27 protein-coding genes are annotated in these 23,815 nt (G+C 70.0%); 20 read left to right on the top strand and 7 right to left on the bottom strand.

What is annotated here, in order from left to right; all coding sequences use genetic code 11:
* The first annotated feature begins 16 nt into the window (after positions 1-16).
* From ACFYRU_RS24580 to ACFYRU_RS24570, 3 genes are read left to right on the top strand one after another with little or no spacing between them, the layout of a single operon-like run.
* A complete protein-coding gene (locus ACFYRU_RS24580) occupies positions 17-2,122 on the top strand; it encodes an alkaline phosphatase family protein (RefSeq protein ID WP_387662689.1) in 2,106 nt (701 codons plus the stop codon).
* 8 nt (positions 2,123-2,130) lie between these two features.
* Positions 2,131-2,889, top strand: a complete 759-nt coding sequence (locus ACFYRU_RS24575) for an MBL fold metallo-hydrolase (protein ID WP_387662950.1) — start codon at positions 2,131-2,133, stop codon at positions 2,887-2,889.
* On the top strand, positions 2,886-3,473 hold the full coding sequence (locus ACFYRU_RS24570) for a DedA family protein (RefSeq protein WP_387662687.1): 588 nt from the start codon (positions 2,886-2,888) through the stop codon (positions 3,471-3,473). Before ACFYRU_RS24575 ends, ACFYRU_RS24570 begins: the two co-directional genes overlap by 4 nt.
* Here ACFYRU_RS24570 and ACFYRU_RS24565 read toward each other — a convergent pair.
* Positions 3,459-4,100 carry a TIGR03085 family metal-binding protein gene (locus tag ACFYRU_RS24565; RefSeq protein ID WP_387662686.1) on the bottom strand — a complete coding sequence of 214 codons (642 nt, stop codon included), beginning with the start codon at positions 4,098-4,100 and terminating at the stop codon, positions 3,459-3,461. The genes ACFYRU_RS24570 and ACFYRU_RS24565 overlap by 15 nt on opposite strands.
* Positions 4,101-4,248: 148 nt before the next feature.
* On the opposite strand from ACFYRU_RS24565, the gene ACFYRU_RS24560 reads away from it, so the two are divergent.
* Entirely contained in the window at positions 4,249-6,018 is a 1,770-nt protein-coding gene (locus ACFYRU_RS24560) for an ABC transporter ATP-binding protein (RefSeq protein WP_387662685.1), read from the top strand.
* Entirely contained in the window at positions 6,015-7,811 is a 1,797-nt protein-coding gene (locus ACFYRU_RS24555) for an ABC transporter ATP-binding protein (RefSeq protein WP_387662683.1), read from the top strand. Before ACFYRU_RS24560 ends, ACFYRU_RS24555 begins: the two co-directional genes overlap by 4 nt.
* A 105-nt stretch (positions 7,812-7,916) precedes the next feature.
* Here the strand turns inward: ACFYRU_RS24555 and ACFYRU_RS24550 are convergent, their stop codons facing one another.
* Positions 7,917-8,231: a Fe-S cluster assembly protein HesB gene (locus ACFYRU_RS24550; RefSeq protein WP_130379542.1), complete on the bottom strand. Its 315-nt coding sequence runs from the start codon at positions 8,229-8,231 to the stop codon at positions 7,917-7,919.
* 104 nt (positions 8,232-8,335) lie between these two features.
* On the opposite strand from ACFYRU_RS24550, the gene ACFYRU_RS24545 reads away from it, so the two are divergent.
* Positions 8,336-9,190 carry a GNAT family N-acetyltransferase gene (locus ACFYRU_RS24545; RefSeq protein WP_387662681.1) on the top strand — a complete coding sequence of 285 codons (855 nt, stop codon included), beginning with the start codon at positions 8,336-8,338 and terminating at the stop codon, positions 9,188-9,190.
* On the opposite strand, the gene ACFYRU_RS24540 is transcribed toward ACFYRU_RS24545, so the two are convergent.
* Both ACFYRU_RS24540 and ACFYRU_RS24535 read right to left on the bottom strand, forming a co-directional pair.
* On the bottom strand, positions 9,187-10,299 hold the full coding sequence (locus ACFYRU_RS24540; protein WP_387662679.1) for a dipeptidase: 1,113 nt from the start codon (positions 10,297-10,299) through the stop codon (positions 9,187-9,189). The two genes, ACFYRU_RS24545 and ACFYRU_RS24540, sit on opposite strands and share 4 nt — an antisense overlap.
* A gap of 12 nt (positions 10,300-10,311) precedes the next feature.
* Positions 10,312-10,446, bottom strand: coding sequence for a hypothetical protein (locus ACFYRU_RS24535; RefSeq protein WP_387662677.1), 135 nt, complete (start codon positions 10,444-10,446; stop codon positions 10,312-10,314).
* A 106-nt stretch (positions 10,447-10,552) separates the two neighbouring features.
* Here ACFYRU_RS24535 and hisI point away from each other — a divergent pair, with 106 nt between their 5' ends.
* The 13 genes from hisI to ACFYRU_RS24470 all read left to right on the top strand — a co-directional run bounded on the left by hisI (position 10,553) and on the right by ACFYRU_RS24470 (position 20,644).
* On the top strand, positions 10,553-10,882 hold the full coding sequence (hisI, locus tag ACFYRU_RS24530) for a phosphoribosyl-AMP cyclohydrolase (protein ID WP_387662676.1): 330 nt from the start codon (positions 10,553-10,555) through the stop codon (positions 10,880-10,882).
* Positions 10,879-12,369, top strand: a complete 1,491-nt coding sequence (locus tag ACFYRU_RS24525; RefSeq protein WP_387662674.1) for an anthranilate synthase component I — start codon at positions 10,879-10,881, stop codon at positions 12,367-12,369. Before hisI ends, ACFYRU_RS24525 begins: the two co-directional genes overlap by 4 nt.
* 7 nt (positions 12,370-12,376) lie before the next feature.
* Entirely contained in the window at positions 12,377-12,907 is a 531-nt protein-coding gene (locus ACFYRU_RS24520; RefSeq protein WP_387662673.1) for a Trp biosynthesis-associated membrane protein, read from the top strand.
* A 67-nt stretch (positions 12,908-12,974) separates the two neighbouring features.
* Positions 12,975-13,220 carry an HGxxPAAW family protein gene (locus tag ACFYRU_RS24515; protein WP_387662672.1) on the top strand — a complete coding sequence of 82 codons (246 nt, stop codon included), beginning with the start codon at positions 12,975-12,977 and terminating at the stop codon, positions 13,218-13,220.
* Between the two features lie 13 nt (positions 13,221-13,233).
* Positions 13,234-14,040, top strand: a complete 807-nt coding sequence (trpC, locus tag ACFYRU_RS24510; protein WP_141862110.1) for an indole-3-glycerol phosphate synthase TrpC — start codon at positions 13,234-13,236, stop codon at positions 14,038-14,040.
* 80 nt (positions 14,041-14,120) lie between these two features.
* The gene (gene trpB / locus ACFYRU_RS24505; RefSeq protein ID WP_387662670.1) at positions 14,121-15,329 is read left to right on the top strand and encodes a tryptophan synthase subunit beta; all 1,209 of its coding nucleotides are present in this window, start codon (positions 14,121-14,123) and stop codon (positions 15,327-15,329) included.
* Positions 15,326-16,147, top strand: a complete 822-nt coding sequence (gene trpA, locus ACFYRU_RS24500) for a tryptophan synthase subunit alpha (protein ID WP_387662668.1) — start codon at positions 15,326-15,328, stop codon at positions 16,145-16,147. Before trpB ends, trpA begins: the two co-directional genes overlap by 4 nt.
* A gap of 7 nt (positions 16,148-16,154) precedes the next feature.
* Positions 16,155-16,811: an SCO family protein gene (locus tag ACFYRU_RS24495; RefSeq protein ID WP_387662666.1), complete on the top strand. Its 657-nt coding sequence runs from the start codon at positions 16,155-16,157 to the stop codon at positions 16,809-16,811.
* Positions 16,808-17,278 carry a DoxX family protein gene (locus ACFYRU_RS24490; RefSeq protein ID WP_387662664.1) on the top strand — a complete coding sequence of 157 codons (471 nt, stop codon included), beginning with the start codon at positions 16,808-16,810 and terminating at the stop codon, positions 17,276-17,278. The genes ACFYRU_RS24495 and ACFYRU_RS24490 overlap by 4 nt, the downstream gene beginning before the upstream one ends.
* Positions 17,275-17,970 carry a DsbA family protein gene (locus ACFYRU_RS24485; protein WP_387662662.1) on the top strand — a complete coding sequence of 232 codons (696 nt, stop codon included), beginning with the start codon at positions 17,275-17,277 and terminating at the stop codon, positions 17,968-17,970. Before ACFYRU_RS24490 ends, ACFYRU_RS24485 begins: the two co-directional genes overlap by 4 nt.
* 61 nt (positions 17,971-18,031) lie before the next feature.
* Entirely contained in the window at positions 18,032-19,087 is a 1,056-nt protein-coding gene (lgt, locus tag ACFYRU_RS24480; RefSeq protein ID WP_387662660.1) for a prolipoprotein diacylglyceryl transferase, read from the top strand.
* Positions 19,084-19,809 (top strand): VIT1/CCC1 transporter family protein, encoded by a 726-nt coding sequence (locus tag ACFYRU_RS24475; protein WP_387662658.1) that lies wholly within the window; start codon positions 19,084-19,086, stop codon positions 19,807-19,809. Before lgt ends, ACFYRU_RS24475 begins: the two co-directional genes overlap by 4 nt.
* Positions 19,810-19,879: 70 nt before the next feature.
* The gene (locus ACFYRU_RS24470; protein WP_387662656.1) at positions 19,880-20,644 is read left to right on the top strand and encodes a hypothetical protein; all 765 of its coding nucleotides are present in this window, start codon (positions 19,880-19,882) and stop codon (positions 20,642-20,644) included.
* Here ACFYRU_RS24470 and ACFYRU_RS24465 read toward each other — a convergent pair whose 3' ends face one another.
* Positions 20,645-21,667, bottom strand: a complete 1,023-nt coding sequence (locus ACFYRU_RS24465) for a 1-aminocyclopropane-1-carboxylate deaminase (RefSeq protein ID WP_387662655.1) — start codon at positions 21,665-21,667, stop codon at positions 20,645-20,647.
* A gap of 26 nt (positions 21,668-21,693) precedes the next feature.
* Between ACFYRU_RS24465 and ACFYRU_RS24460 the strand changes: the two genes are divergently transcribed.
* Entirely contained in the window at positions 21,694-21,864 is a 171-nt protein-coding gene (locus ACFYRU_RS24460) for a hypothetical protein (protein ID WP_387662653.1), read from the top strand.
* A 28-nt stretch (positions 21,865-21,892) separates the two neighbouring features.
* Here the strand turns inward: ACFYRU_RS24460 and ACFYRU_RS24455 are convergent, their stop codons facing one another.
* Complete coding sequence (locus ACFYRU_RS24455; RefSeq protein ID WP_387662652.1) at positions 21,893-22,762, bottom strand: phosphotransferase; 870 nt, start codon at positions 22,760-22,762, stop codon at positions 21,893-21,895.
* A gap of 36 nt (positions 22,763-22,798) precedes the next feature.
* Positions 22,799-23,602, bottom strand: coding sequence for a phosphotransferase (locus tag ACFYRU_RS24450; protein WP_387662650.1), 804 nt, complete (start codon positions 23,600-23,602; stop codon positions 22,799-22,801).
* Positions 23,603-23,815: the final 213 nt, after the last annotated feature.

The raw sequence follows: 23,815 nt of genomic DNA, 5'->3' as shown, positions 1-23,815 counted from the left end.
GTAGGCTGTCTATCGCATGGCGAAACCACCGGAACAGGTCTCGAAAACCCGGCGACGACGTCCGGTATGGCTGGATCTCCGTCGCACCGGACGTGGCCTGGGAGCGATGCTGTACGGCGGGCTCGCGTCGCTGATCACGTTGATCATCACGTTCTGGCTGCTGCCGCAGGTCAGCAGCGACGGCCGGTTGCCGATCTTCCGGCTGGTCGTGCTGCTGGCGGTGTTCTCGGTGCTGATGCGCTGGATCCTCGCGGGGATCGCGGTGCTGATCGGATCCATCGGCGTCCTCGTCGGTGGGTTGCTGTCGCAGTTCGCGGTCGTCTACCTCGGGATCACCGTCGACCCGGGTGTCGACCTGCACGGCGGCGTCGAGGCGCCGGTGCTGGTGTCGATCGTGATGTCGTCGATCAGCGCGTTCGTCGGCTGGGTCGCGTACGCGGGCAGTGACGACGCGTACGTCGCCGAGGTGATGCGCGTGGTGCACCGCCGCGCCCGGCGGATCCAGCCCGCGCCGAAGACCGGGATGCTGGTGATCCAGATCGACGGCCTGTCCGCCCCGCTGCTGAACTGGATGGTGCTGGCCGGCAACCTGCCGAACCTCGGCGGCTGGATCCGGGACGGCAACCACTCGATGCTGTCCTGGCACACCGGTGTCCCGGCGACCACGCCGGCCAGCCAGGCAGGCATCCTGCACGGCGGCTCGAAGCACATCCCGGCCTTCCGGTGGTACGAGAAGGAGACCGGCCGGGTGATGGTCACGAACCGCGGCCGGGACGCGGCGGAGCTCGAGTCCCGGATGTCGACCGGCCGCGGCCTGCTCGCCGACGGCGGCGTCAGCATCAGCAACAACTGGTCCGGCGACGCGGAGCGATGTGAGCTGGTGTTCAGCCGGGCCGGCCTGCCGGACAGCCGCAGCCGCGGGTACGTCCGGTTCTTCTCCAGCCCGCAGGGCGCCGCCCGCGGCCTGATCCTGTGCGTCGCGGAGATGATCAAGGAGCTGCACCAGGCCCGCCGGCAGCGCGTCCGGCACCTGGTGCCGCGGGTGAAGCGCGGCGGTGGGTACATCTTCCTGCGCGCGATCACCAACGTCCTGCTCCGCGACCTGAACGTCTCGCTGGTCACCGACGAACTGGTGAAGGGCACGCCGGTGATCTACTGCGACTTCGTCGACTACGACGAGGTCGCGCACCACGCCGGCCCGACCCGCGCCGAGTCGCTGCAGACCCTCGAGGGCCTCGACCGGGTGCTCGGCGCGCTGCAGCGGATCATCGACATCCTTCCGCACTCGTACGAGATCGTCGTGCTGTCCGACCACGGCCAGAGCCAGGGCTCGACCTTCCTGCAGCGCTACGGCCGGACCCTCGCCGAGGTCGTCGACGACCTGGTCGACACCACCAAGGAACCGGTCCAGGCGGTCGGCAAGTCCGAGGGCTGGGGCCCGGTGAACGCGTTCCTCACCGAGCTCACCATGCGCCGCAGCGTCGCCGGGACCGTGACCCGGAAGGCCTTCCACGTGAAGAGCGGCGAGGTCGAGCTCGGCCCGAAGGACTGCGAGCCGCCGGTCGCCGCCGACGAGCAGATGGTCGTCACGGCGTCCGGAAACCTCGCCCTGATCTACCTCGCCACCACGCCCGGGCGGGTGCCGCTGGAGGAGATCGAGCTGCTGCACCCGAAGCTCGTCCCCGGTCTCGCCACCCATCCCGGGATCGGGTTCGTGGTGGTCGACTCGCTCGCCGAAGGCCCGGTCGCGATCGGCGCCGCCGGGGTACGGGTGCTGCGCTCGGGCCGGATCGAGGGCGAGGACCCGCTCGCCCGGTACGGCGAACTCGCGGCCGCCTCGATGCTCCGGCAGGCCGAGATGCCGCACAACGGCGACCTCGTCGTGGTCAGCCGGCTGGATGAGTACACCCACGAGGTGGCGGCGTTCGAGGAACTGGTGGGCTGCCATGGCGGGATCGGCGGCTGGCAGACGGACGCGGTGCTCGTACACCCGAGCCGCTGGGTCCTGGACGAGGCTCCCGTAGGCTCGGATGCGGTACACGAGGTGCTGATCGGCTGGCTGGAGAAGCTGGGGCAGCGCAAGGACCAGCGGGAACCGGTCGAGTCGAAGGTGGAGGCCTGAGCTTGCGAGTGACCTGGTGGGGTCATGCCACTACCACGATCGAGGCGAGCGGTACGCGACTGCTGACCGATCCGGTGCTGACCTCGCGGATCGCGCACCTGCGCCGGCGCCGCGGCCCGATGCCGGCGCCGGAGGCGGGAGACTGTGACGCGGTCCTGGTGTCGCACCTGCACGCCGACCACCTGCACCTGACCTCGTTGCCGTTCGTCTCGCCGGACGCCGCGCTGGTGGTGCCGCGCGGGGCCGCGAAGCTGATCCACGCCGACAGCGGCCCGCTGTACTCGGACCGCTGCATCGAGGTTGCCCCGGGCAACCAGATCAAGATCGGGTCGCTCGAGATCACCGCAGTCACCGCGCACCACGACGGGCGGCGGCTGCCGTGGTCGTCGTACTCCGCGCCGGCGCTCGGCTACCGGATCGACAGCTCGCCGAGCGTCTGGTTCGCCGGCGACACCGACCTGTACGACGGTCTCGCGGCCGAGGCGGGGCAGGTCGATCTCGCCCTCGTACCGGTCGGTGGGTGGGGGCCGTCGCTCGGTCCCGGGCACCTCGATCCGGTGCGGGCCGCGGAAGCGGTACGGCGGGTCGGTGCGGCGACCGCGGTACCGGTACATTTCGGGACGTTCTGGCCGATCGGCTGCGACTGGATCAAGCCGGAGCTGTTCCTGCCACCTGGGGAGAGGTTCAAGACCGCGATGACCGAGACCGACCCCGCGGTGAAGGTCGAGGTCCTCGTCCCCGGTCAGTCGCTCGAGGTGCCCGCATGACCGGCGATGCGACGTTCGACGTCTGGTACTTGTTCGCGTTGGCCGGTGCGGTGCTGATCGGGGCGGTGCTGCCTGTGCTGCCGACGGGCGCGGCGGTGTCGGCGGGTGCCGTACTGGCCTCGCACAGCAACCCGATCGGCCTGGTCGGCGTACTGATCGCCGGCGCGGCGGGGGCGTACGCCGGGGACCTGATCGTGTACGCCGGCTGCCGGTTCGGCGGCGAACGGCTCGCCAAACGGATCGGGTGGTTGCGCGACAACGCCTCGCTGGAGGCACTCAAGGAACGCCTGGCCGAACACGAGATCAGCGTGCTGCTCACGTCCCGCCTGATCCCGGGCGGCCGCGTCCCGGTCCTGCTCGCCGCCGGCCTCGCCGGGTACCGGTGGGAGCGGTTCGCGCTCGTCGACCTGACAGCGTCGTCGCTGTGGGCGGCGGTCTACATGGCGATCGGTCTGCTCGGCTACGCGCTCTTCGACGAGCCGTGGCAGGGCGTACTGGCCGCGATCGTGCTCGTCATCCTGACCACCGTGGTGAGCAGCCTGATCCAGCGCGCCCGCCGGCGCTCGAAATCACAGGCCGAATGACGCATTGCGGAGCTGTTCCACAGACTCCGCGTCGCCGTCCAGTTGTACGTCGGCCACCGCCTGCCGCCCGCTGCAGAACAACGTCAGCTCCGCGGGCTCGCCCTCCACGGTGACCGAGCCGAGCGTCGTCGGTTGCTTCGCGACGACGCTCGTGCCGTCCGGACGCGCGAGCACCAGGCCGGTCGGTGACTTGCGGGCCATCGACCTCGCACCCAGCTTGATCCCCTTCCACAACCCTTCCTGCTGGCCGGCCGGCAGCGTGCGGACCTCGTACGACGGCTGGGCGCGGCGGACGTCCTCGTGGTGGATGAAGTACTCCGCGGTGTTGATCTGCGCGCCGAGCTTCGGGACTGCGAACAGCGACGCCCGCGGCGGGCCGTTGCGGACCTTGTCGACCACCTCGGCGAACCCGTAGCGCTGTTTCGCCCGTTTCATCCGCCGCTCGGTGGTGTCGGCCAGCGCGGAGATCACCAGCCCCGGCCCGGCCATCGGATCGGCCTCCCGGACGTACAGATGGACGGCGAGGTCGTACGCGTCCCAGCCCTCGCACAACGTCGGGGCGGCGGGTCCGACCTGGTCGAACAGTTCACACAGAGCGAGTCGTTCTACCCGGCTGTAGTCGGTCACAACTCGATCGTAGTTGTCCGCGCCTAGTGGCAGAATGTCAATCGTTGTCATTCCCATGCCTGGTTTATGCACCTGACTGCCCTGGAGCGTTGTCTTGCCTGTCCCGAGAGTCCCAGACAAGGGCAGTGTCACCCGGAGAGGTTTCGGGGTGCTGCGGGTCGCGATCTGGGAGGAGCCGGGCATCTTCGCGTTCGCCGTGCTCGCCAGCATGCTGTACGGCGGCATGACCGTGGCCGGCGGCTGGGCGCTCGGCTGGTCCACCGACCACCTGATCCGGCCCGCGTTCGAGCGCGGTGACGTCAGCGGCGGCGCGATCGCGGCGCTGATCTCGTTGTTCATGGGCATCGCGATCCTGAACGCGATCGGGGTCGTCGGGCGCCGGCTCGGGGCCGGCGTGATGCAGTTCCGGCTACAGGCGACGTACCGCCGCCGCGTCACCCGGCAGTACCTCAAGCTCCCGCTCGAGTGGCACCACCAGCACTCGACCGGCATGTTGCTGTCGAACGCGAACGCCGACGTGGAGTCGACCTGGTTCGTGATCGCGCCGCTGCCGATGGCGATCGGCGTGATCGCGATGCTGGTGTTCGCGACGATCGCGATGTTCGCCGCGGACGTCTGGCTGGCGCTGGTCGGCTGCCTGGTGTTCCCGCTGGTGTTCGTCGCGAACGTGATCTTCCAGCGCTACCTGCAGCCGCTCGCGACCCGCGCGCAGCAGCTCCGCGCGGACGTGTCCGAGGTCGCGCACGAGTCGTTCGACGGCGCGCTGGTGGTGAAGACGCTCGGCCGGGAGGCGGCCGAGACCGAGCGGTTCCGCGAGCCGACGTACGCGCTCCGGGACGCGAACATCGCGGTGAACAAGGCCCGGGGCATGTTCGACCCGGTGATCGACGGCCTGCCGCGGCTGGGCGTACTCGCCGTGCTGCTGGTCGGGGTCGGCCGGGTGAAGTCGGGCGGCGCGGACGCGGGTGATGTCGTCCAGGTCGCGTTCTTGTTCACGCTGATCGGGTTCCCGATCCGCGCGCTCGGCTGGGTGCTCGGCGAGCTCCCGCGCTCGGTCGTCGGCTGGGACCGGGTGCAGCGCGTACTGACCGCCGAGGGCGGGATGGAGTACGGCCAGGCGCGGCTGACGTCGGCTTCAGCGGCCCGGTTGCAGGTGGCGGGCGTGCGGTTCGGGTACCTCCCGGAGCGTGACGTACTGGCCGGGGTGGACTTCACCGTCGAGCCGGGGCGGACCGTCGCGGTCGTCGGACCGACCGGGTCCGGGAAGTCGACGATGACCACGCTGCTGACCCGGCTGGTCGACCCGGAGCAGGGTGCGGTGCAGGTCGACGGGATCGACCTGCGCGAGCTCGCCCGCGACGAGCTGGCCGGATCGGTCGCGCTGGTCGCCCAGACCGCGTTCCTGTTCGACGACACGATCCGCGGCAACATCACCCTCGGTGGCGACTACACCGACGACGACGTGTGGGACGCGCTGCGGATCGCGCAGGGCGACGGGTTCGTGAAGGCGCTCTCGGACGGGCTCGACACCAAGGTCGGCGAACGCGGTACGACCCTGTCCGGCGGGCAGCGGCAGCGGATCGCACTCGCCCGCGCGCTGGTCCGCCGGCCGCGGCTGCTGATCCTCGACGACGCGACCAGCGCGGTCGACCCGCAGGTGGAGGCGCGCATCCTGGCCGGATTGCGGTCGGCCGTACAGGAGGACTCCGGCGCGGCGACGACCGTGCTGGTGATCGCGTACCGGAAGGCGACGATCTCGCTCGCCGACGAGGTGCTGTTCCTGGACGAGGGCCGGATCCAGGCGCACGGCACCCACACCGAACTGCAGGCGTCGACCCCCGCGTACCGGGACCTGGTCGACGCCTACGAGAAGGACGCGGAACGCCGCGCCGAGGAGCAGGAAGAGGTATCAGCGTGAGTGCGGCGGAAGCGAGCCGGCTTGACCACGGCGACAACGCGGGCGGACTGCAGACCCTTCGTGACGGTTTGAAGGTCTCGCCCGAGTTGGCGCGCGGGTGGTGGCTGACCGGGATCCTCGCGCTGACGATGACCGCCGGGCGGATCGTCGTACCGATCGCTGTCCAGCAGACCATCGACAAGGGGCTGTCCGGGCCGAAGGGTCCGGACATGTCGTACGTCGCCTGGATGTGCCTGGTGTGCGCGCTCGGCGTGATCCTGACCGCCGGCGCGTCGTACCTGACGACCGTACGGCTGGCGGTCAACTCCGAGCACGGCCTGGCGACGATGCGGATCAAGGCGTTCCGGCACGTCCACGACCTGCCGGTGCTGACCCAGAGCACCGAGCGGCGTGGCGCGCTGGTGAGCCGGGTCACGTCAGACGTCGACACGGTGTCGCAGTTCCTGCAGTTCGGCGGGTTCATCTTCCTGGTCAGCCTCGGGCAGATGCTCCTCGCGACGATCGTGATGTTCTTCTACTCCTGGCAGCTCGCGCTGGTCGTACTGGTCTGCTTCGTCCCGCTGTTCGCCAGCCTGAAGTACCTGCAGCGCGCGATGTCGAAGGCGTACGGGATCGTCCGGGCCAAGGTCGGCGAGATGCTGTCGGCGATCTCGGAGCCGGTCGTCGGCGCGCAGGTGGTCCGCTCGTACGCGATCGAGCAGCGCACCCAGGACCGCATCGACGCCTCGATCGAGGACTACCGCAAGACCGCGACCAAGGCGCAGGCGATCACCGGTCTGACGTTCTCGATCGGCGGTCTGGCCGCCGGTCTCGCGAACGCGGGCGTGCTGACGGTCGGCGTACTGCTCGGCGTCGACGGCAAGGCGACGCTGGGCGAGCTGCTCGCGTTCATGTTCCTGGTGTCGCTGTTCTCCGACCCGGTGCAGATCGCGACGCAGGTGCTGACCGACGCGCAGAGCGCGTTCGCCGGCTGGCGGCGGGTGCTCGGCGTGATCGCGACGCCGGCCGACGTCGCGGACCCGGGCGACGAGGGCGTGAAGCAGGCCCGCGGGCCGATCACGGTGGAGTTCGACGACGTCGATTTCGCTTATCCAGAAGGGGAACTGGTGCTGCGCGACGTCGACGTACGGATCGCGCCGCATCGGCGGGTCGCGGTCGTGGGGGAGACCGGGTCGGGCAAGACGACGTTCGCGAAGCTGCTCACCCGGTTGATGGACCCGACGTCCGGCGCGGTCCGGCTGGACGGGGTGAACGCGCGGGAGATCTCGTTCGAGTCGTTGCGGGAGCGGGTGGTGATGGTGCCGCAGGACGGGTACCTGTTCGACGCGTCGCTGGCCGACAACGTGCGGTTCGGGCGGCCGGAGGTGACCGACGCGCAGCTGCTGGCCGCGTTCGAGGCGCTCGGGCTGACCGACTGGCTGGAGTCGCTGCCGGACGGGCTGGAGTCGCCGGTGGGTCAGCGCGGCGAGTCGTTGTCGGCCGGGGAGCGGCAGCTGGTCGCACTGGTCCGCGCGAACATCGCGGACCCCGACCTGCTCGTGCTGGACGAGGCGACGTCAGCCGTCGACCCCGGCACAGAGGTCCGCGTGAACGCGGCGCTCGAGCGACTGATGGCCGGCCGTACGTCGGTCACCATCGCGCACCGCCTGTCCACCGCGGAGGCCGCGGACGAGGTGCTCGTGTTCGACGAGGGCGCGATCGTGGAACGCGGTCCGCACGCGGAGTTGGTCGGCGCAGGCGGCGTCTACACCCGCCTGCACGACAGCTGGATCGCCCAGCGCAGCGCGGTGTGAGGTACCGAAGAACGGGTAGTCCTCCCCGCCGGGAGGTGCGGTCACGCTCAGCGTGACCTGCCGGCGGGCGAGGACGGCCAGTACTACCCGTTCTTCGGTACGGGATCAGGGTGTCGGTGCGGCTCCGTTGCTCGGCCCGGGTTGCGGCACCAGCAGGAACTCGACACCGCCCTTGTCGTCGACCGCGGCGTCCAGGATCTTGTCGTCGAGCGCGTTCGCGGCGTTCTGCTCGAGGAAGACCCGGGCACCCGCCTCCTCGACGACCTGGTCACCTGGTTGCGGAGCCTCGGTCGTGGTCACCGCGAGCGCCGGATCCGCCGGGTTCTCCTGCGAGATCCGAACCCCGGCCCCGTCCGGCGCGCCCTCGACCCCGGTGATGCTCTTGATCACCAGCGTCGCGTTCTCAGTCAGGGTCAGCACAGCCCACTCCATCCGTCGGTTGTCATAGCCCCCGCCCCGTGCCCGCCCCGCCGAATCACAAACCTGTGTGCGGACTGTCCGTCCGATGGTGTGTGATCAGTGGCATGGCGATTGCGTTGAGTACTCCGGGGGCCGACGGGCTGGGCGATGTGGTGCAGGTGTTGCGGGAGTGGACCCGGGAGGGGGTGCCGTTGCAGCTGCATCCGGGGGACCTGGGGTGGTTCTGGCGGTTCGGGATCGAGCGGACCGCGGCCGCGACCCGGGTCTGGCGGCGGGACGGGAAGATCGTCGCGATCGGGATGCTCGACGAGCCGGACTGGCTGCGGATGTCGATCGCACCGGAACTCCAGCGCGACGAGGAGCTGGCGCGGCAGATCGTGGCCGACGTCCCCGGTGTACTCGTCGAGGGCAAGGTGTATGTGGAGACGCCGATGGGCGCGCTGGTCCAGGACCTGCTGTTCAAGGACGGCTGGAACGCGGACGCGCCGTGGGTGCCGATCCGCCGCGACCTGGCCGACCCGGTGCCGGACCCCGGCGCGCGGGTCGACGTGATCGGCGCGGAGGAGGCACACGAGCGGACCGCCGTCCAGCGGGCCTCGTTCGACGGGTCGACGTTCACCGACGAGCGGTGGTTCGCGATGTCGGACGGGATCCCGTACGCGGATGCGCAGTGTCTCGTGCTGCGGAACAAGCTCGGCGAGTCGGTGGCCGCGGCGACCGTGTGGTCGGCCGGGGAGGGACGCCCCGGCTACATCGAGCCGATGGGCGTCCACAATCTGCACCGCGGCCGCGGGTACGGCACCGCGATGGTCCTCGCCTGTGCGCGGGCGCTGCGGGAGCTGGGCTCGTCCAGCGTCTACACAGTCACCCCGGGCACGAACGTCGGTGCGATCGCCACGTACCAGGCCGCCGGAATGCAGCCGCTGGACGAGATCCGGTCGCAGTACCGCGAGGGTTAGACCGCGACGTCGTCCGCGGCCCGGAGGACTCGGAGGATGTTGCCGCCGGCAAGCTTCCCGAGGTCCTCGTCGCTCCAGCCGCGGTCGGCCAGCGCCTCGAACAGCACCGGGTACGACGCGACGTCGGGCAGCTCGACCGGGAACTCCGGGCAGCCGTCGTAGTCGCCGCCGACGCCGATGTGGTCGATGCCGGCCACCTCGCGGACGTGCTCGACGTGCTGGACGACGTCGGCCAGGGTGACCTCGGGCTTCGGCTTGCCGTACAGCTCGGCGAGCTTCGCCTGGTTCTCGGGCCGCAGCGGGTCCAGGCCCTGGTCCTTGGCGGCGGCGCGGGCACCGGCGACCCAGTCGACGTACTGCTGGGAGACGAAGTACGGGACGAAGGTGACCATGCAGACGCCGTCGTTCGCGGCGAGCGTCTCGAGCACGTCGTCGGGTGCGTTCCGCGGTACGTCGCAGACCGCGCGGGACGACGAGTGGCTGAAGATCGCCGGCGCGCTCGTCACCCGGAGCGCGTGCCGCATGGTGTCGGCGGAGACGTGCGACAGGTCGACGAGCATGCCGATCCGGTTCATCTCCCGGACGACCTCCTCGCCGAACTCGTTCAGCCCGCCGAGCACCGGCTCGTCGGTCGCCGAGTCGGCCCAGGACACGTTGTGGTTGTGCGTCAGCGTCATGTACCGCACGCCGAGCGCCCGCGTCACCCGCAGCACGCCGAGTGACTCACCGATCGAGTGGCCGCCCTCCATGCCCATCAACGAGGCGACCTTCCCCGCCTTGATCGCCGACTCCACGTCGTCGGCGGTGTCCGCGAGCTGCAGGTCGTCCGGGAACCGCTGCACCAGCCGCCGGACGAAATCCAGCTGCTCGAACGTCCGCCGTACGGCGTGCTCGTCCTGCGGCACCCACAACGACCAGAACTGACCCCCGACCCGCCCCGCCCGCAACCGCGGCAGGTCCGTGTTCAGCTCCGGAACCGACCCGGCCAGGTCGTGAGCGTCCAGGTCGTACCCACACAACTCGTAGAACGCAATCGGCAGATCGTTGTGCCCGTCGATCACCGGATGCTCCGCCAGCACCGCCCGAACCCGCGCCTCACCAGTAGTCATCCCGCCATCCTGTCAGGCCTGCTCGTAACTCGCTCTCGGGACCGCAAACGTGTCCACCACCCGCCGCAGGACACCGAGCACATCCAGTTCGGCCAACTCGTCGTACCCGACGGCCGCACCGGCCTGCACCACCAGGTGCTCGGCCACCGTCGGCGTCCCGGACGAGCGTGCTGAGGTCGGCGGCGTCGATCGGACCGGGCCACTGCGGCCTCCCGTGGTCGGGGCACTCGTCGTTATCGGAGACAATAGGCGGGTGAACATCGACGAGTTGACCTTCGATGCGGCTGGGCTGATCCCGGCGGTGGTGCAGCAGTACGACACGCGCGAGGTCCTGATGGTGGGCTGGATGAACGCCGAAGCAGTACGCCGGACCGCGGCGACCGGGCGGAGTACGTTCTGGTCGCGGAGCCGGCAGGAGTACTGGGTCAAGGGCGAGACCAGCGGCCATCGTCAGCACGTCAAGCAGGTGCTCGTCGACTGCGACGCGGACACGCTGCTGGTACTCGTCGACCAGGAAGGGCCGGCCTGCCACACCGGCACCCGGAGCTGCTTCGAGCACGGTGAGATCGAGGTGGCGGCGTGACGGCACCGGAGCTGGAGACGTTCCGCGAGTACGCGAAGGACCGCCGGGTCATCCCGGTCACCCGCCGGCTGCTCGCCGACGCCGAAACCCCGATCGGCGTGTACGGCAAGCTCGCCGCCGAGCGCGAGGGCACCTTCCTGCTGGAGTCGGCCGAGAACGGCGGCGTCTGGAGCAGGTACTCGTTCATCGGCGTCCGCTCCGCAGCGACGCTGACCGAACAGGGCGGCCAGGCCGTCTGGACCGGCAACCCGCCGGTCGGCCTCCCGCAGACCGGTGACCCGCTGCGGGCGCTCCGCGAGACCCTCGAGATCCTGCACACCCCCCGGTTGCCGGACCTGCCTCCGCTGACCGGCGGCATGGTCGGCTTCCTCGGGTACGACGCCGTCCGGCGGCTGGAGCGGTTGCCCGACACAACGACCGACGACCTCGGCCTGCCCGAGCTGACGTTCCTGTTCGCGACCGACCTGGCCGCGCTCGACCACGAGACCGGCGAGATCTGGCTGATCGCGAACGCGGTCAACTGGGACGACTCCGACGAACGCGTCGACGAGGCGTACGCGGACGCCGTCCGCCGCCTGGACGCGATGGAGCGCGACCTCGCCCGGCCCACCCCGTCGTACGTCGTCCGCGCCGACCGGCAGGCGCAGCCCGACCCGCACCGGCAGCGGTCCAGCGCGGAGTACCGGCAGGCCGTCGAGCACGCCAAGGAGGAGATCCGCGCGGGCGAGGCGTTCCAGATCGTCGTCTCGCAGCGGTTCGAGCTGCAGAGTTCGGCGAGCGCCCTCGACATCTACCGGGTGCTCCGCAGGTCCAACCCCAGCCCGTACATGTACCTGGTCCGCCTGGACGGCTTCGACATCGTCGGCTCCAGCCCCGAGGCCCTGGTCAAGGTCACCGAGAACAAGGTGATCCTGCACCCGATCGCCGGCACCCGCCGCCGCGGCGCGACGCCGGAGGAGGACCACGCGCTGGAGGAGGAGCTGCGCGCGGACGTGAAGGAGCGCGCCGAGCACCTGATGCTGGTCGACCTCGGCCGCAACGACGTCGGCAAGGTCTGCGCGCCGGGCACGGTCGAGGTGGTCGACTTCATGGATGTCCGCCGCTACAGCCACGTGATGCACCTGGAGTCCACCGTCACCGGTCAGCTGAAGGCCGGGATGACGGCGTTCGACGCGCTCACGGCGGCGTTCCCGGCCGGAACGTTGTCCGGGGCACCGAAGCCGCGGGCGATGGAGATCATCGACAAGCTCGAGGTCACCCGGCGCGGCGTGTACGGCGGCGTGGTCGGCTACCTGGACTTCGCCGGCGACGCCGACACCGCGATCGCGATCCGGACCGCGGTGCTCCGGGGCGGTACTGCGTACGTCCAGGCCGGCGCCGGAATCGTGGCCGACTCGGACCCGGCCGCGGAGGACGCGGAGTGCCGCACCAAGGCGGCCGCCGTACTGAACGCGATCGCGGTCGCGGGAACGTTCAGTGACATATGAGGGAAGTATGAAGCCCCAACGACTGGTCGACCTGCTCGCCCTGGTGGCGCTCGTGCTGCTCGGACTGTCCGGCTACCTGACCTGGGTGTCCGCGAATCCTGGGAACGGACGCGTGGACGTCCACCTCAACGGCTACACGATCACCAAGGCGCCCGTGACGCTGGCGCTCGCCGCGGTGGTCGCTGTCGTGGTGATGAAGCTCGGCGGAACAGTTTTACGGAGAGTTCTGGGCGCTCTGGTGGTGCTGCTCGGAGTGGCTGCGGTCGTCGTTGCCTTGACGGTCCGTCCTGATGGCCCTGAACTGAGCAGGCTGAGGCCTGAACTGAGTGACGTGCTCGCCAACCAGGTGACCCAGACGCTCGGGCCCGCGCCGTGGCTGGCGCTCGCGGGAGGGATCGCGCTGGTCGTGGCGGGATTGCTGACCGTACTGACCGCGCAGCGGTGGCGGCGGGCTACGCAGCGGTACGAGCGTGATCCGGCCGCCGCACCGGCCGATCAGTGGAAGGCGATCGACGCCGGGGAGGACCCGACTCTCTGATCGCGGCGGGCTACCGCCACAATAGGACGGACACAGAGGAGGAGTGGCGCCAACTATGGACAATACGGTGGCGGATCAAGGGGCAAGCCGGGTCGAGGAGGAAGCTCCGCACGATCTGCACGGCAACAGCCCGGCGGCGTGGACCGCGGTGGCGATCGTGCTGGTCGCTTTCACGATCGGTGCCATCGCGATGGTGCTCGGCCCGAACTGGGTGCTGTTCTGGATCTCTGTCGGTATCGCGGTGCTCGGTGCGCTGGCCGGCAAGGTGCTGCAGCTGCTGGGCTTCGGGGTCCCGACCGACGGCCACCACTGAAGGGCGGACGGACATGACTGTGCTTGACGACATTCTCGCGGGGGTCCGGGAGGACCTCGCGGAGCGCCAGGCGCGGGTCAGCCTGGACGACCTGAAGCTCGAGGCCCAGCGCAAGCCTGACGCCAAGGACCCGATGCCGGTGTTCCGTGGCGACGGGATCGCGGTGATCGCGGAGGTGAAGCGGTCCAGCCCGTCCAAGGGCGAGCTGGCCGAGATCACCGACCCGGCCGCACTCGCCGGGGAGTACGAGCTCGGTGGCGCCGCGGCGATCTCGGTGCTGACCGAGGAGCGCCGGTTCAACGGCAGCCTGGACGATCTGCGGGCGGTCCGCGGCCGGGTCGACGTGCCCGTGCTGCGCAAGGACTTCATCGTCTCGTCGTACCAGCTCTGGGAGGCGCGGGCGGCCGGCGCCGACATGGTGCTGCTGATCGCGGCGGCGCTGGAGCAGGAGGCGCTGGTCTCGCTGATCGAGCGGGCCCAGTCGATCGGCCTGTGCCCGCTGGTCGAGGTGCACGACGAGGAGGAGACGCGGCGTGCGGTGGACGCCGGCGCCCAGCTCATCGGCGTGAACAACCGGAACCTGAAGACCCTCGAGGTCGACCGGGACACCTTCGCCCGGGTCGCGCCGACGATCCCGACCGAGCTGGTCCGGGTGGCGGAGTCCGGTGTCCGCGGCCCGCATGATGTAATCGAGTTCGCGCGCGCCGGGGCCGATGTCGTCCTCGTCGGTGAAACCCTGGTGACCGGCCGCGATCCCCGCGCCTCGGTCGCCGACCTCGTCGCCGCCGGATCGCACCCCGCCATCCAGCAGCGGCACTAGCACATCCGGGCCGGTCCAAACGGCACCCGGGACAGCAACTCTCCCGCGCCGTACGGGCCGGGTCTGGAAGGTTTTGTCGGATGAGTACTGTGCTGCCCGACCAGTTCGGGCACTTCGGCCGTTTCGGCGGCAGGTTCATGCCGGAGGCGCTGATCGCGCCGCTCGACGAACTCACCCAGGCCTGGCGCGACGCCATGGCGGACCCGGAGTTCACCGGTGAGTTCGAGCGGATGCTGCGCGACTACATCGGCGCCCCGAGCCTGCTGTACGACGCGACCCGGCTGTCGGACGTGGCCGGTGCGCGGATCCTGCTGAAGCGCGAGGACCTGAACCACACCGGCGCGCACAAGATCCGCAACGCGATCGGCCAGGCGCTGCTGACCAAGCGGATGGGCAAGCCGCGGGTGATCGCCGAGACCGGCGCCGGCCAGCACGGTGTCGCGACCGCGACCGCCTGTGCGTACCTCGGCCTCGAGTGCGTGGTCTACATGGGCGAGGTCGACACCGAGCGGCAGGCGCTGAACGTGGCCCGGATGAAGCTGCTCGGCGCCGAGGTGATCGCGGTCAAGACCGGCAGCCGGACGCTGAAGGACGCGATCAACGACGCGCTCCGCGACTGGGTCGCCAGCGTCGACAAGACGCACTACATCCTCGGTACGGCGGCCGGTTCGCACCCGTTCCCGGCGATGGTGCGCGACTTCGTCCGCGGTATCGGCGACGAGGCCCGCGAGCAGACGCTCGCGCTGACCGGCAAGCTCCCGGACGCCGCGGTCGCCTCCGTCGGCGGCGGTTCGAACGCGATCGGCCTGTTCACCGCCTTCATCGGTGACGAGGACGTGAAGCTGTACGGCATCGAGCCGGGCGGCGACGGCTTCGAGACCGGCCGGCACGCGGCGACGATCACCGCGGGGCAGGTCGGTGTACTGCACGGTGCGCGGTCGTTCCTGCTGCAGGACGACGACGGGCAGACGATCGAGTCGCACTCGATCTCGGCCGGACTGGACTACCCGGGCGTCGGCCCGGAGCACGCGTGGCTGGCCGAGACCGGGCGGGCCTCGTATCGGCCGATCACCGACGCCGAGGCGATGGACGCGTTCCGGCTGCTGTCCCGGACCGAGGGCATCATCCCGGCGATCGAGTCCGCGCACGCGGTCGCGGGCGCACTGGACATCGCTCGCGAACTGGGGCCTGAGGCAACCATCCTGGTGAACCTCTCCGGTCGTGGGGACAAGGACATGGACACGGCCGCGACCTGGTTCGGGCTGGGCGAGAAGGGATCCGGGGAATGAGCGAACTTGCCCTGGGCAACGCCGGGGCCGCGATCCGGAAGGCGAACGACGAGGGCCGGGCGGCCGTCATCGGGTACCTGCCGGCCGGTTTCCCGACCTACGACGGCGCGCTCGACGGGCTGAAGGCGCTCGTCGACGGCGGTGCCGACGTGATCGAGCTCGGCCTGCCGTACAGCGACCCGGTGATGGACGGCGTGACGATCCAGCGGGCCACCGAGATCGCGCTCGCCGGCGGGCTGCGGACCCGGGACGTGCTCAGCACGGTCGAGAAACTCGCGGCGTACTCCGACGTGCCGGTGCTCGTGATGACGTACTGGAACCCGATCGAGCGGTACGGCGTGGACCGTTTCACAGCGGACTTCGCCGCCGCCGGGGGAGCGGGGCTGATCACGCCCGACCTGATCCCGGACGAGGGCGCGGAGTGGATCGCGGCCGCCGACAAGCACGAACTGGACAAGGTGTTCCTGGTCTCGCCGTCGTCGACCGACGAGCGGATCGCGATGACCACGGCGAACTGCCGCGGTTTCGTGTACGCGACCGCTGTGATGGGTGTCACCGGCGCGCGGGACAAGCCGTCGGACCTGGCGGCGCCGCTGGTCGCCCGGACGCACGCCGTGACCGGTCTACCGGTCGGCGTCGGCCTGGGCATCTCCAACGGTGACCAGGCGGCCGGCGTCGGCGCGTTCGCGGACGCGGTGATCGTCGGCGCGGCACTGGTGCGTGCCCTCGGCGACAACGGCCCAGCCGGTGTCCGCGCGCTGGCGGAGGACCTCTCCGCAGGCGTCCGCCGGGAACCCCGCGCCTTCTCCGTTCGTTAGAGCTGCCGTGAGTCGAACCAGGAACGCTGCCCTGCTCTTGGCGGCGGTGGCTCTGCTCGCCCTCGCGGGCTGCAGTGGCAATCAGCAGAAGGCGGACAACCCCGGCGGGGCGATCATCCGGAGCAGCCAGGATCCGAACGGGATCCGCGGTGCGACGCTCGACCGGCCGTACTCGATGCCCGCGGCCACCTTGACCGACACCGACGGGAATCCGTTCAACCTGGTCACGTCGACCAAGAAGCCGGTCACGCTGGTGTTCTTCGGGTACACGAACTGCCCGGACGTGTGCCCGACCGTGATGGCCGATGTCGCGTCCGCGTTGACCAAGCTCGACAAGTCCGTGCAGGACCAGATTCAGCTGCTGTTCATCACCACCGACCCGGCCCGGGACACCGGGCCGGTGATCCGCAAGTACCTGGACCGGTTCGACCCGTCGTTCGTCGGGCTGACCGGCTCGCTGACGTCGATCAAGGACATCGCGAAGGCGGTCGGCGTACCGGTCGAGGGGATGCAGAAGCTGCCGTCGGGCGGGTACGAGGTCGGTCACGGAGCGCAGGTGATCGGTTTCGGCAAGAACGACAAGGCGAACGTGATCTGGTTGTCGAACGCCGCGATCGGCGACCTCGCGCACGACTTCGGAAAGCTGGTCGAGGACAACCAGTGAGGAACTGGTTCCCCTGGGTGTCGTTGGTCGCGCGGCTCGTGCTCGGAGCGGTGATGCTGGTCGCGGGCGCGTTGAAGGTGAGCGACCCGGCGACGGCGGCGCAGGCGGTTCGCGCGTACGAACTGTTGCCGTCGGCGCTGGTCGAGCCGGTCGGGTGGGGCCTGCCGTTCCTGGAGATCGCGATCGGGTTGCTGTTGGTCGTCGGCTTCGGTGTCCGGGCCTCCGCCGCGGCCGCGGGTGTTTTCATGATCGTGTTCATCGTCGCGGTGGCGTCCGCGTGGGCGCGAGGGCTGTCGATCGACTGCGGCTGCTTCGGTGGCGGCGGTCAGGTCGCGCCGGGGCAGACAAAGTACCTGCAGGAGATCCTGCGCGATGCCGGCCTGCTGGCGTTGGCCGGCTGGCTGTGGCTGTACCCCGCCAGTAAGTTCGCCGTCGTATCCGAAGCACAAGGAGTCACCGCGTCGTGAGCAGCACCAACCCCCTGTTGCAGCAGCCGAAGCGCCGGATCTCACCCGGCATCGTGGTGGTGATCGTCCTGGTACTGGCGCTGGCCGGCGGCGTCGGCGTGCAGTACTACCGCGGGCACTCCAAGGTCGAGGTGAACTCGAACGGCCGGACCGAACCGGCTGTCATCACCGGCCCGGGCACGTCTGGAAAGGGCGTCACGGTCGGAAAGGCCGGCGCGAAGGTGAACATCGACCTGTACCTGGACTTCCGCTGCCCGCACTGCGCGGAGTTCGAGAAGGACAGCGGCGCGACCGTCGACAAGCTCGTCGAGGACGGTACGGCGACGCTGACGTACTGGCCGTTGCAGTTCGTGAACCCGGACTCCTCGCCCCGGCTGGCGAACGCGTTCGCCGCCGCGGCCGCGAACGGCAAAGCGCTGAGCTTCGCCGACGAGCTGTACGGCGACTTCTCGAAGTCCTGGACCTCGGACCAGCTGATCGAGCTCGGCAAGCAACTCGGCGTCGGCGACGCCAAGTACCAGCAGGCGTTGCAGGACAACACGTACGCGAGCTGGCTGGAGTCCGTCGGCAAGGCCGCCGACGACCGCGGAGTGACCGGGACGCCGACCGCGTACGTGAACGGCAAGCAACTGCCGACCGACCAGCTGACTCCTGAAGGCCTGCAGAAGGCCGTGGCTGAGGCTGCATCGTGACCATGCATTCGTGGGCGTTTGTGGCCGTGCCCTGGCAGGTCGAGTAGCGTTCCCCCTTGCCATGTCTAGTCTGAGTCTTGCCGTGGGTGTGCCGGCGTTCATCCCCAGCCCGAGCCAGGGCGTCTGGCACGTCCTCGGCCTGCCGATCCGTGCGTACGCGCTGTGCATCCTGGCCGGCATCTTCGCCGGCTACTGGCTCGGCCGCCGCCGCTGGGTGGCCCGCGGCGGTTCCGCGCCGGTGCTGGCCGACATCATGTTCTGGGCGATCCCGTTCGGCCTGGTCGGCGCGCGGATCTACCACGTGGTCACCGACGCCGAGCTGTACTTCGGCGCCGGCAAGCACCCGATCGACGCGCTGAAGATCTGGCACGGCGGACTCGGGATCTGGGGTGCGGTCGGGTTCGGCGCGCTCGGGGCGTGGATCGCCTGCCGGCGCGCCAAGGTGCCGTTCCTGGCGGTCGCGGACGCGATGGCGCCGGGGATTGCGCTGGCGCAGATCTTCGGCCGGTTCGGGAACTACTTCAACCAGGAACTGTTCGGCCGGCCGACCACCAAGCCGTGGGGCCTGGAGATCTCGCCGGAGCACCGCCCGGTCGGGTACGCCGACTTCGCGACCTTCCATCCGACGTTCCTGTACGAGGCCGTCTGGAACCTCGGTGTGGTCGGGCTGCTGCTGATTGTCGACCGGCGCTTCAAGCTCGGTCATGGGCGGGCGTTCTTCCTGTACGTCGCCGCGTACACCGCGGGTCGCGCGTGGATCGAGAACATGCGCATCGACACCGTGAACCACTTCCTCGGCCTCCGGCTGAACGTCTGGACCGCAATCATCCTGTTCGTCCTCGCAGTGGTCGCCTTCGTCATCAGCGCCCGCACCCGCCCCGGCCAGGAAGACATCACCACCGGCCCCGCCGCCGGCGACCCCAAGCCCGCAACCAGCCCGGACACCGACAGCCCGCTCACGGCCGACGAGGAGACGGACGACGCGCCCGGGACCCCCACCACAGAAACTGGGGCTGACCGGCCAACCGCCTCGGCGGAGCCGGCTGGGGGGCCGGCTGCCGAGGCGCAACCGGACACTCCGGGCCCCACGCACCACACCGGCCCGCGGTTGAAGTGAGCGAAACACCTGCAGTCTCGCCGGAGCATCACGGAGACCACCGGCACCGTGATGTGAACGGCGGCTGGCTGCGCCCAGCGGTGTTCGGCGCGATGGACGGCCTGGTCTCGAACTTCGCGCTGATCGCCGGCATGGACGGCGGTACGAACTCGGGCTCCAAGCTGATCGTCCTGGCCGGACTCGCCGGCCTGGCGGCGGGCGCGTTCTCGATGGCGGCGGGCGAGTACACCTCCGTCGCCTCCCAGCGCGAACTCGCGCGCGCCGAGATCGAGGTCGAGCGCGCCGAGATCAAGAAACACCCGATCGACGAGGAGATCGAACTCGCCGAGACGTACCGGGCCAAAGGCCTCGACCCAGACCTGGCCAGCAAGGTCGCCAAGCAGTTCCACGCCGACCCGGAACAGGCCCTCGAAGAACACGTCCGCGAAGAACTAGGCATCGACCCCGGCGACCTCCCGAACCCCGTGATCGCCGCAGCCTCCTCCTTCGTCTGCTTCGCCGTCGGCGCCTTCATCCCGCTCGCGCCGTACCTGCTCGGCGCCGGCAGCGTCGTCCCGGCCCTCATCCTGTCCCTCACGGCACTCTTCGTCTGCGGCGCCGTCGTCTCCCGCGTCACCAGCCGCACCTGGTGGTACTCCGGCCTCCGCCAACTCCTCCTAGGCGCCGCCGCAGCCGGCCTCACCTACTTCGTCGGCACCCTCGTCGGACCTGGAATCGGGTAGCGCGAGCGCTACCTCAGGGGTCGCCCCGGCGTGGTGGTTCGGGGTCCTGCCGACGTCTAGGTTCAGCCACATGAAGAGGCTTGCCTTGCTGGCGGTGGGGTTGATCGTCGCGTTCGTCGTGGTTCCGGGCCTCGGGGCACCGGCCGACCTGAACGGCGAGCGGCGGCTCGCCGGTACGTTTCGCGGTGAGTTCGTGACGTACTGGGGTTCGGGGGAGCGGGGCTTCGAGCCGGGGATGCAGCGGGTGGTGGACTACTGGTTTCGGTACCACATTGCCAAGGGGGTGCTGGCGGCCGCGTTGCTGGTTGTGTTGATCGTGCTCGGGGTGATGGTCTGGCGGGCGTTCGTGCGGACGCGGGGGCTTCGGGCTGTCGGGTTGGCGGCGGGTGGGGTGGTCGCGACCGCGTTGGCGGTGGTGTCGCTCGCGGCGGTGATGGCGAACGTTCACGGGACGGCGGCGCCGTTCGGGTCGTTGTTGCCGATGTTGTTCGGATCATCAGCCGGGCCGCTGGACGACACACTGGGTCAGGTCAGGCAGCAACTGGCCGCGGGGCAGCAGTCGGGGCCGCTCGACATGATCACGAGCGATTACGTGCTGTTCCACGCGGTCATGGCGGTCGAGGGCGCGATCGTGGTCGCGGGGCTCGTCGTACTGGCCGTGCTGTTGTGGCGGTGGTTCAGCCGCGCGGAGGGGCGTGCGCGCCGGGTACTCGCCGGATACGGCGTGTTCGTACCGGTGCTGGCGCTGGCGCTCGCGGTGGTCGTGGTGGCGAATGCGACCACCGCGGCGCACCCGCTGCACGGTCTCGAGATGTTCTTCGCCGGCGGCTGGTGATCAGATCGGCTGCGTCTGCGTGAACAGGCTGCTGTACGCGTTCAGGGCGGGCTGGCCGCCGAGGTGCGCGTACAGGACGTTCGAGTCCTTCGGGATGTCGCCGGTACGGATCAGGTCGATCAGGCCGGCCATCGACTTCCCTTCGTACACGGGGTCGATGATCATCGCCTCGAGCTGACCGCTGATCCGGATCGCGTCGAGGGTGGACTCGACCGGTACGCCGTACTCGTCGCCCGCCCAGCCTTCGAGGACCGTGATCTCGTCGTCGCGGAGGTCCCGGCCGAGGCCGATCAGCTCCGCGGTGTTGCGGGCGATCCGCGCCACCTGGTCGCGGGTCTCCTCGAGTTTGGCGCTGGCGTCGATGCCGATCACCCGGCGCGGGCGGTCCTGGCCCGCGAACCCCGCGATCATCCCGGCGTGCGTCGAGCCGGTCACCGAGCAGACCACGATCGTGTCGAAGAAGACGCCGAGTTCCTGCTCCTGCTGCTCGACCTCGTACGCCCAGTTCGCGAACCCGAGCCCGCCGAGCCGGTGGTCGGACGCGCCGGCCGGGATCGCGTACGGCGTACCGCCGCGCGCCTCCACGTCCGCCAGCGCCTGCTTCCAGCTGTCCTTGAACCCGATCCCGAACCCGGCCGGGTCGAGTCGTACCTCGGCGCCCATGATCCGGCTGAGCAGGATGTTCCCGACCCGGTCGTTCAGCGCGTCCGGCCAGTCGACCCACTTCTCCTGCACCAGCACCGCCTTCATCCCCAGCTTCGCCGCGACCGCCGCGACCTGGCGGGTGTGGTTCGACTGGTAGCCGCCGATCGACACGAGCGTATCGGCGCCCTGCGCGATCGCCTCCGGAACGAGGTACTCGAGCTTGCGCGTCTTGTTCCCGCCGTACGCGAGCCCCGAGTTGCAGTCCTCGCGCTTCGCCCAGATCTTCGCGCCGCCGAGGTACCCGCTGAGTCGCTCCAACGGATGCACCGGGCTCGGCCCGAACAGCAACGGGTACCGCGGAAAATCGCTGAGTGCCATGGTGTTCCTCCACTAGGGTCGGCGGGATGTTCCCCGGCGCGATCGACGTCCTCCCCGCCACGTACCTCGACCAGTTAGGCACCATCTTCACCCGCTTCACCACCCAGCACTCCGGCAACGTCTCGTACGGCGTCGAGACCGCCACCGCCCGGTACTTCTGTTGCCTGAGCCGTCGTCGGTGCTGGTGGGCGTTCTGACCGAGGCGACGACTGCCCGGTTCGGCAGCTACTCGGCCTTGTACGACGCGTGGCGGACGGCCTCGTCGACGATCGGTGTCTGAGCGACCAGGCGTTCGAGGTGCTCGCCTGGGTCGGGCTGGGTGAGCGCCCAGGCGGCCCGGGCGACCAGCGTGATCGCTGCCGTCAGGACGGCGCCTCGTCGTACGTCTGCCGCCGACCACGCCTCTGAACTGCCCGCCTGATAAGCCGCGACGAGTTCGGCGATCGGTGCGCGGGTGGACTGCAGGAGGTAGCCGAGGTCGAAGCCGAGGGGGCCGATGCCGAACTGGTCGAAGTCCACTGCGATCAGGTCGTCGCCGTCACGGCGGAGGAGGTTCGGCGGGTGGATGTCGCCGTGCACGAGCTGGTGCGGCAGCCGGTCGAGCTCCCGCAGGACGTCCGTCCGGCGCGTCCACAGCTCGCCGCACAGTCGCCGTACGTCGGCCGGCAGTACGTCGGCGGTCGCGCAGCCGGCCCAACCACCGTGCGCGGCGTCGTCGTCCAGCCGGTCGCGCAGGATCCGCCGCGCGAACCAGTTCGCCGGCTCGACCCGATTCAGCCCGAACCGCCCGAGCGCCGCCGCGGCCTCGTCCACCGAGACAGGACCCGGTACGACACCCTCGGTCCAGAGCGTGATCCCGTCCGGATCGGTCTCGACCTTCACGGCTCGCGGTGCCCGCAGCCCCTTGGTCCATTCGAGTACGCCGCTACTAGCCACCTCGGCCTGCCGCCGCCAGTACCCGTACCGCCCCGGCCGCTCGTCTCCCGGCACCAGCCGCTTGACCACGGTCCCGTCCGGAGTCCGCCACACCCCACCGTGCGCCACCCCCTTCGCCGGCGCCAGCAAGACCCAGCCGTCCCCAGGTACCCATCGCATCGCGCAGGTCTACCACTCCGAAGGATCACCTCCCCCTCACGACACGTAATCAACCGCCTCCTCCACCACCCCCACCAACCACCCCAACCGCTCCAGGTGCTCGCCCGCCCCCACCCGCCCCACAGCCCAAGCCGCCCGAGACACCCCGGTGTACGCCGCCACCAGAACCGCCCCACACCGCCCACCTCCGTATGCCGCTACCAGGTCATCGAGCGAGGCCTGCGTCGCCAGCAGCAGGTATCCCAGGTCGAAGCCGATGGGGCCCAGGCCGAACTGCTCCCAGTCGATGGCGATCGCGGTGTCGGCGTCGCGGCCGAGGAGGTTGGCTGGGTGGGCGTCGCCGTGGGTCGGGACCTGCGGGAGCGCGTCCAGCAGGTCCAGGGCGGTTTCCCGGCGTCTCCAAAGCTGCTCGATCGTCGGGTGGGCGCCCAGCGAGGACCAGCCGCCGCGGCGTTCCACGGTCTTCAGACGGTCGCGGAGTACGTCCCGGGCACCCCAGGCAGGCTCAGCCACGGAACACGCCGCGAACCGCCCCAGAGCCGCAGCCAACGCCTCCGGAGCCCACATGACCGGCGCCACCTCCGCCATCCGCAGCGTGATCCCGCCGGCGTCCCGTTCCAGCCCCAGGAACCGGGGCGCCCGCACCCCCGCCGTACGAGCAACGACACCCGACTCGGCCACCAGGGCCTGCCGTTCCCAATAGGCGTGGTGACGCGGATCGGCAACACCAGGCACCAGCCGCTTCACCACCGTCCCGGACGGCGCACGCCACACCCCGCCGGTCGCCTGACCGGTGCCGGCGGTGAGTGGTGTCCAGTCGGATTCGGGCTGCCAGGTCATACCGACCGGCCTATCAGTCTCAGCAAGTGAATTTCAGGGCCTGTGGGTGGTTGGGGGACCGCCCGGCTGGGAAGATGGGAGGCTAGTAGTGAGCGCTTGCTTACTGAGGGTCATCAAGGCGTTGCGCGGTGGACAAAAAGTCCAACTGGCGGGCGTCATGAGGTAGTCTCGGGACACCCGGCTTGGGCCAGTGTTGTCCCGCGGCCAGTTGTA

Source organism: Kribbella sp. NPDC004536 (genome assembly GCF_042873835.1).
In the GTDB taxonomy this organism is placed as follows: Bacteria; Actinomycetota; Actinomycetes; order Propionibacteriales; family Kribbellaceae; genus Kribbella.
This window is presented reverse-complemented; position numbering and strand designations above follow the sequence as displayed.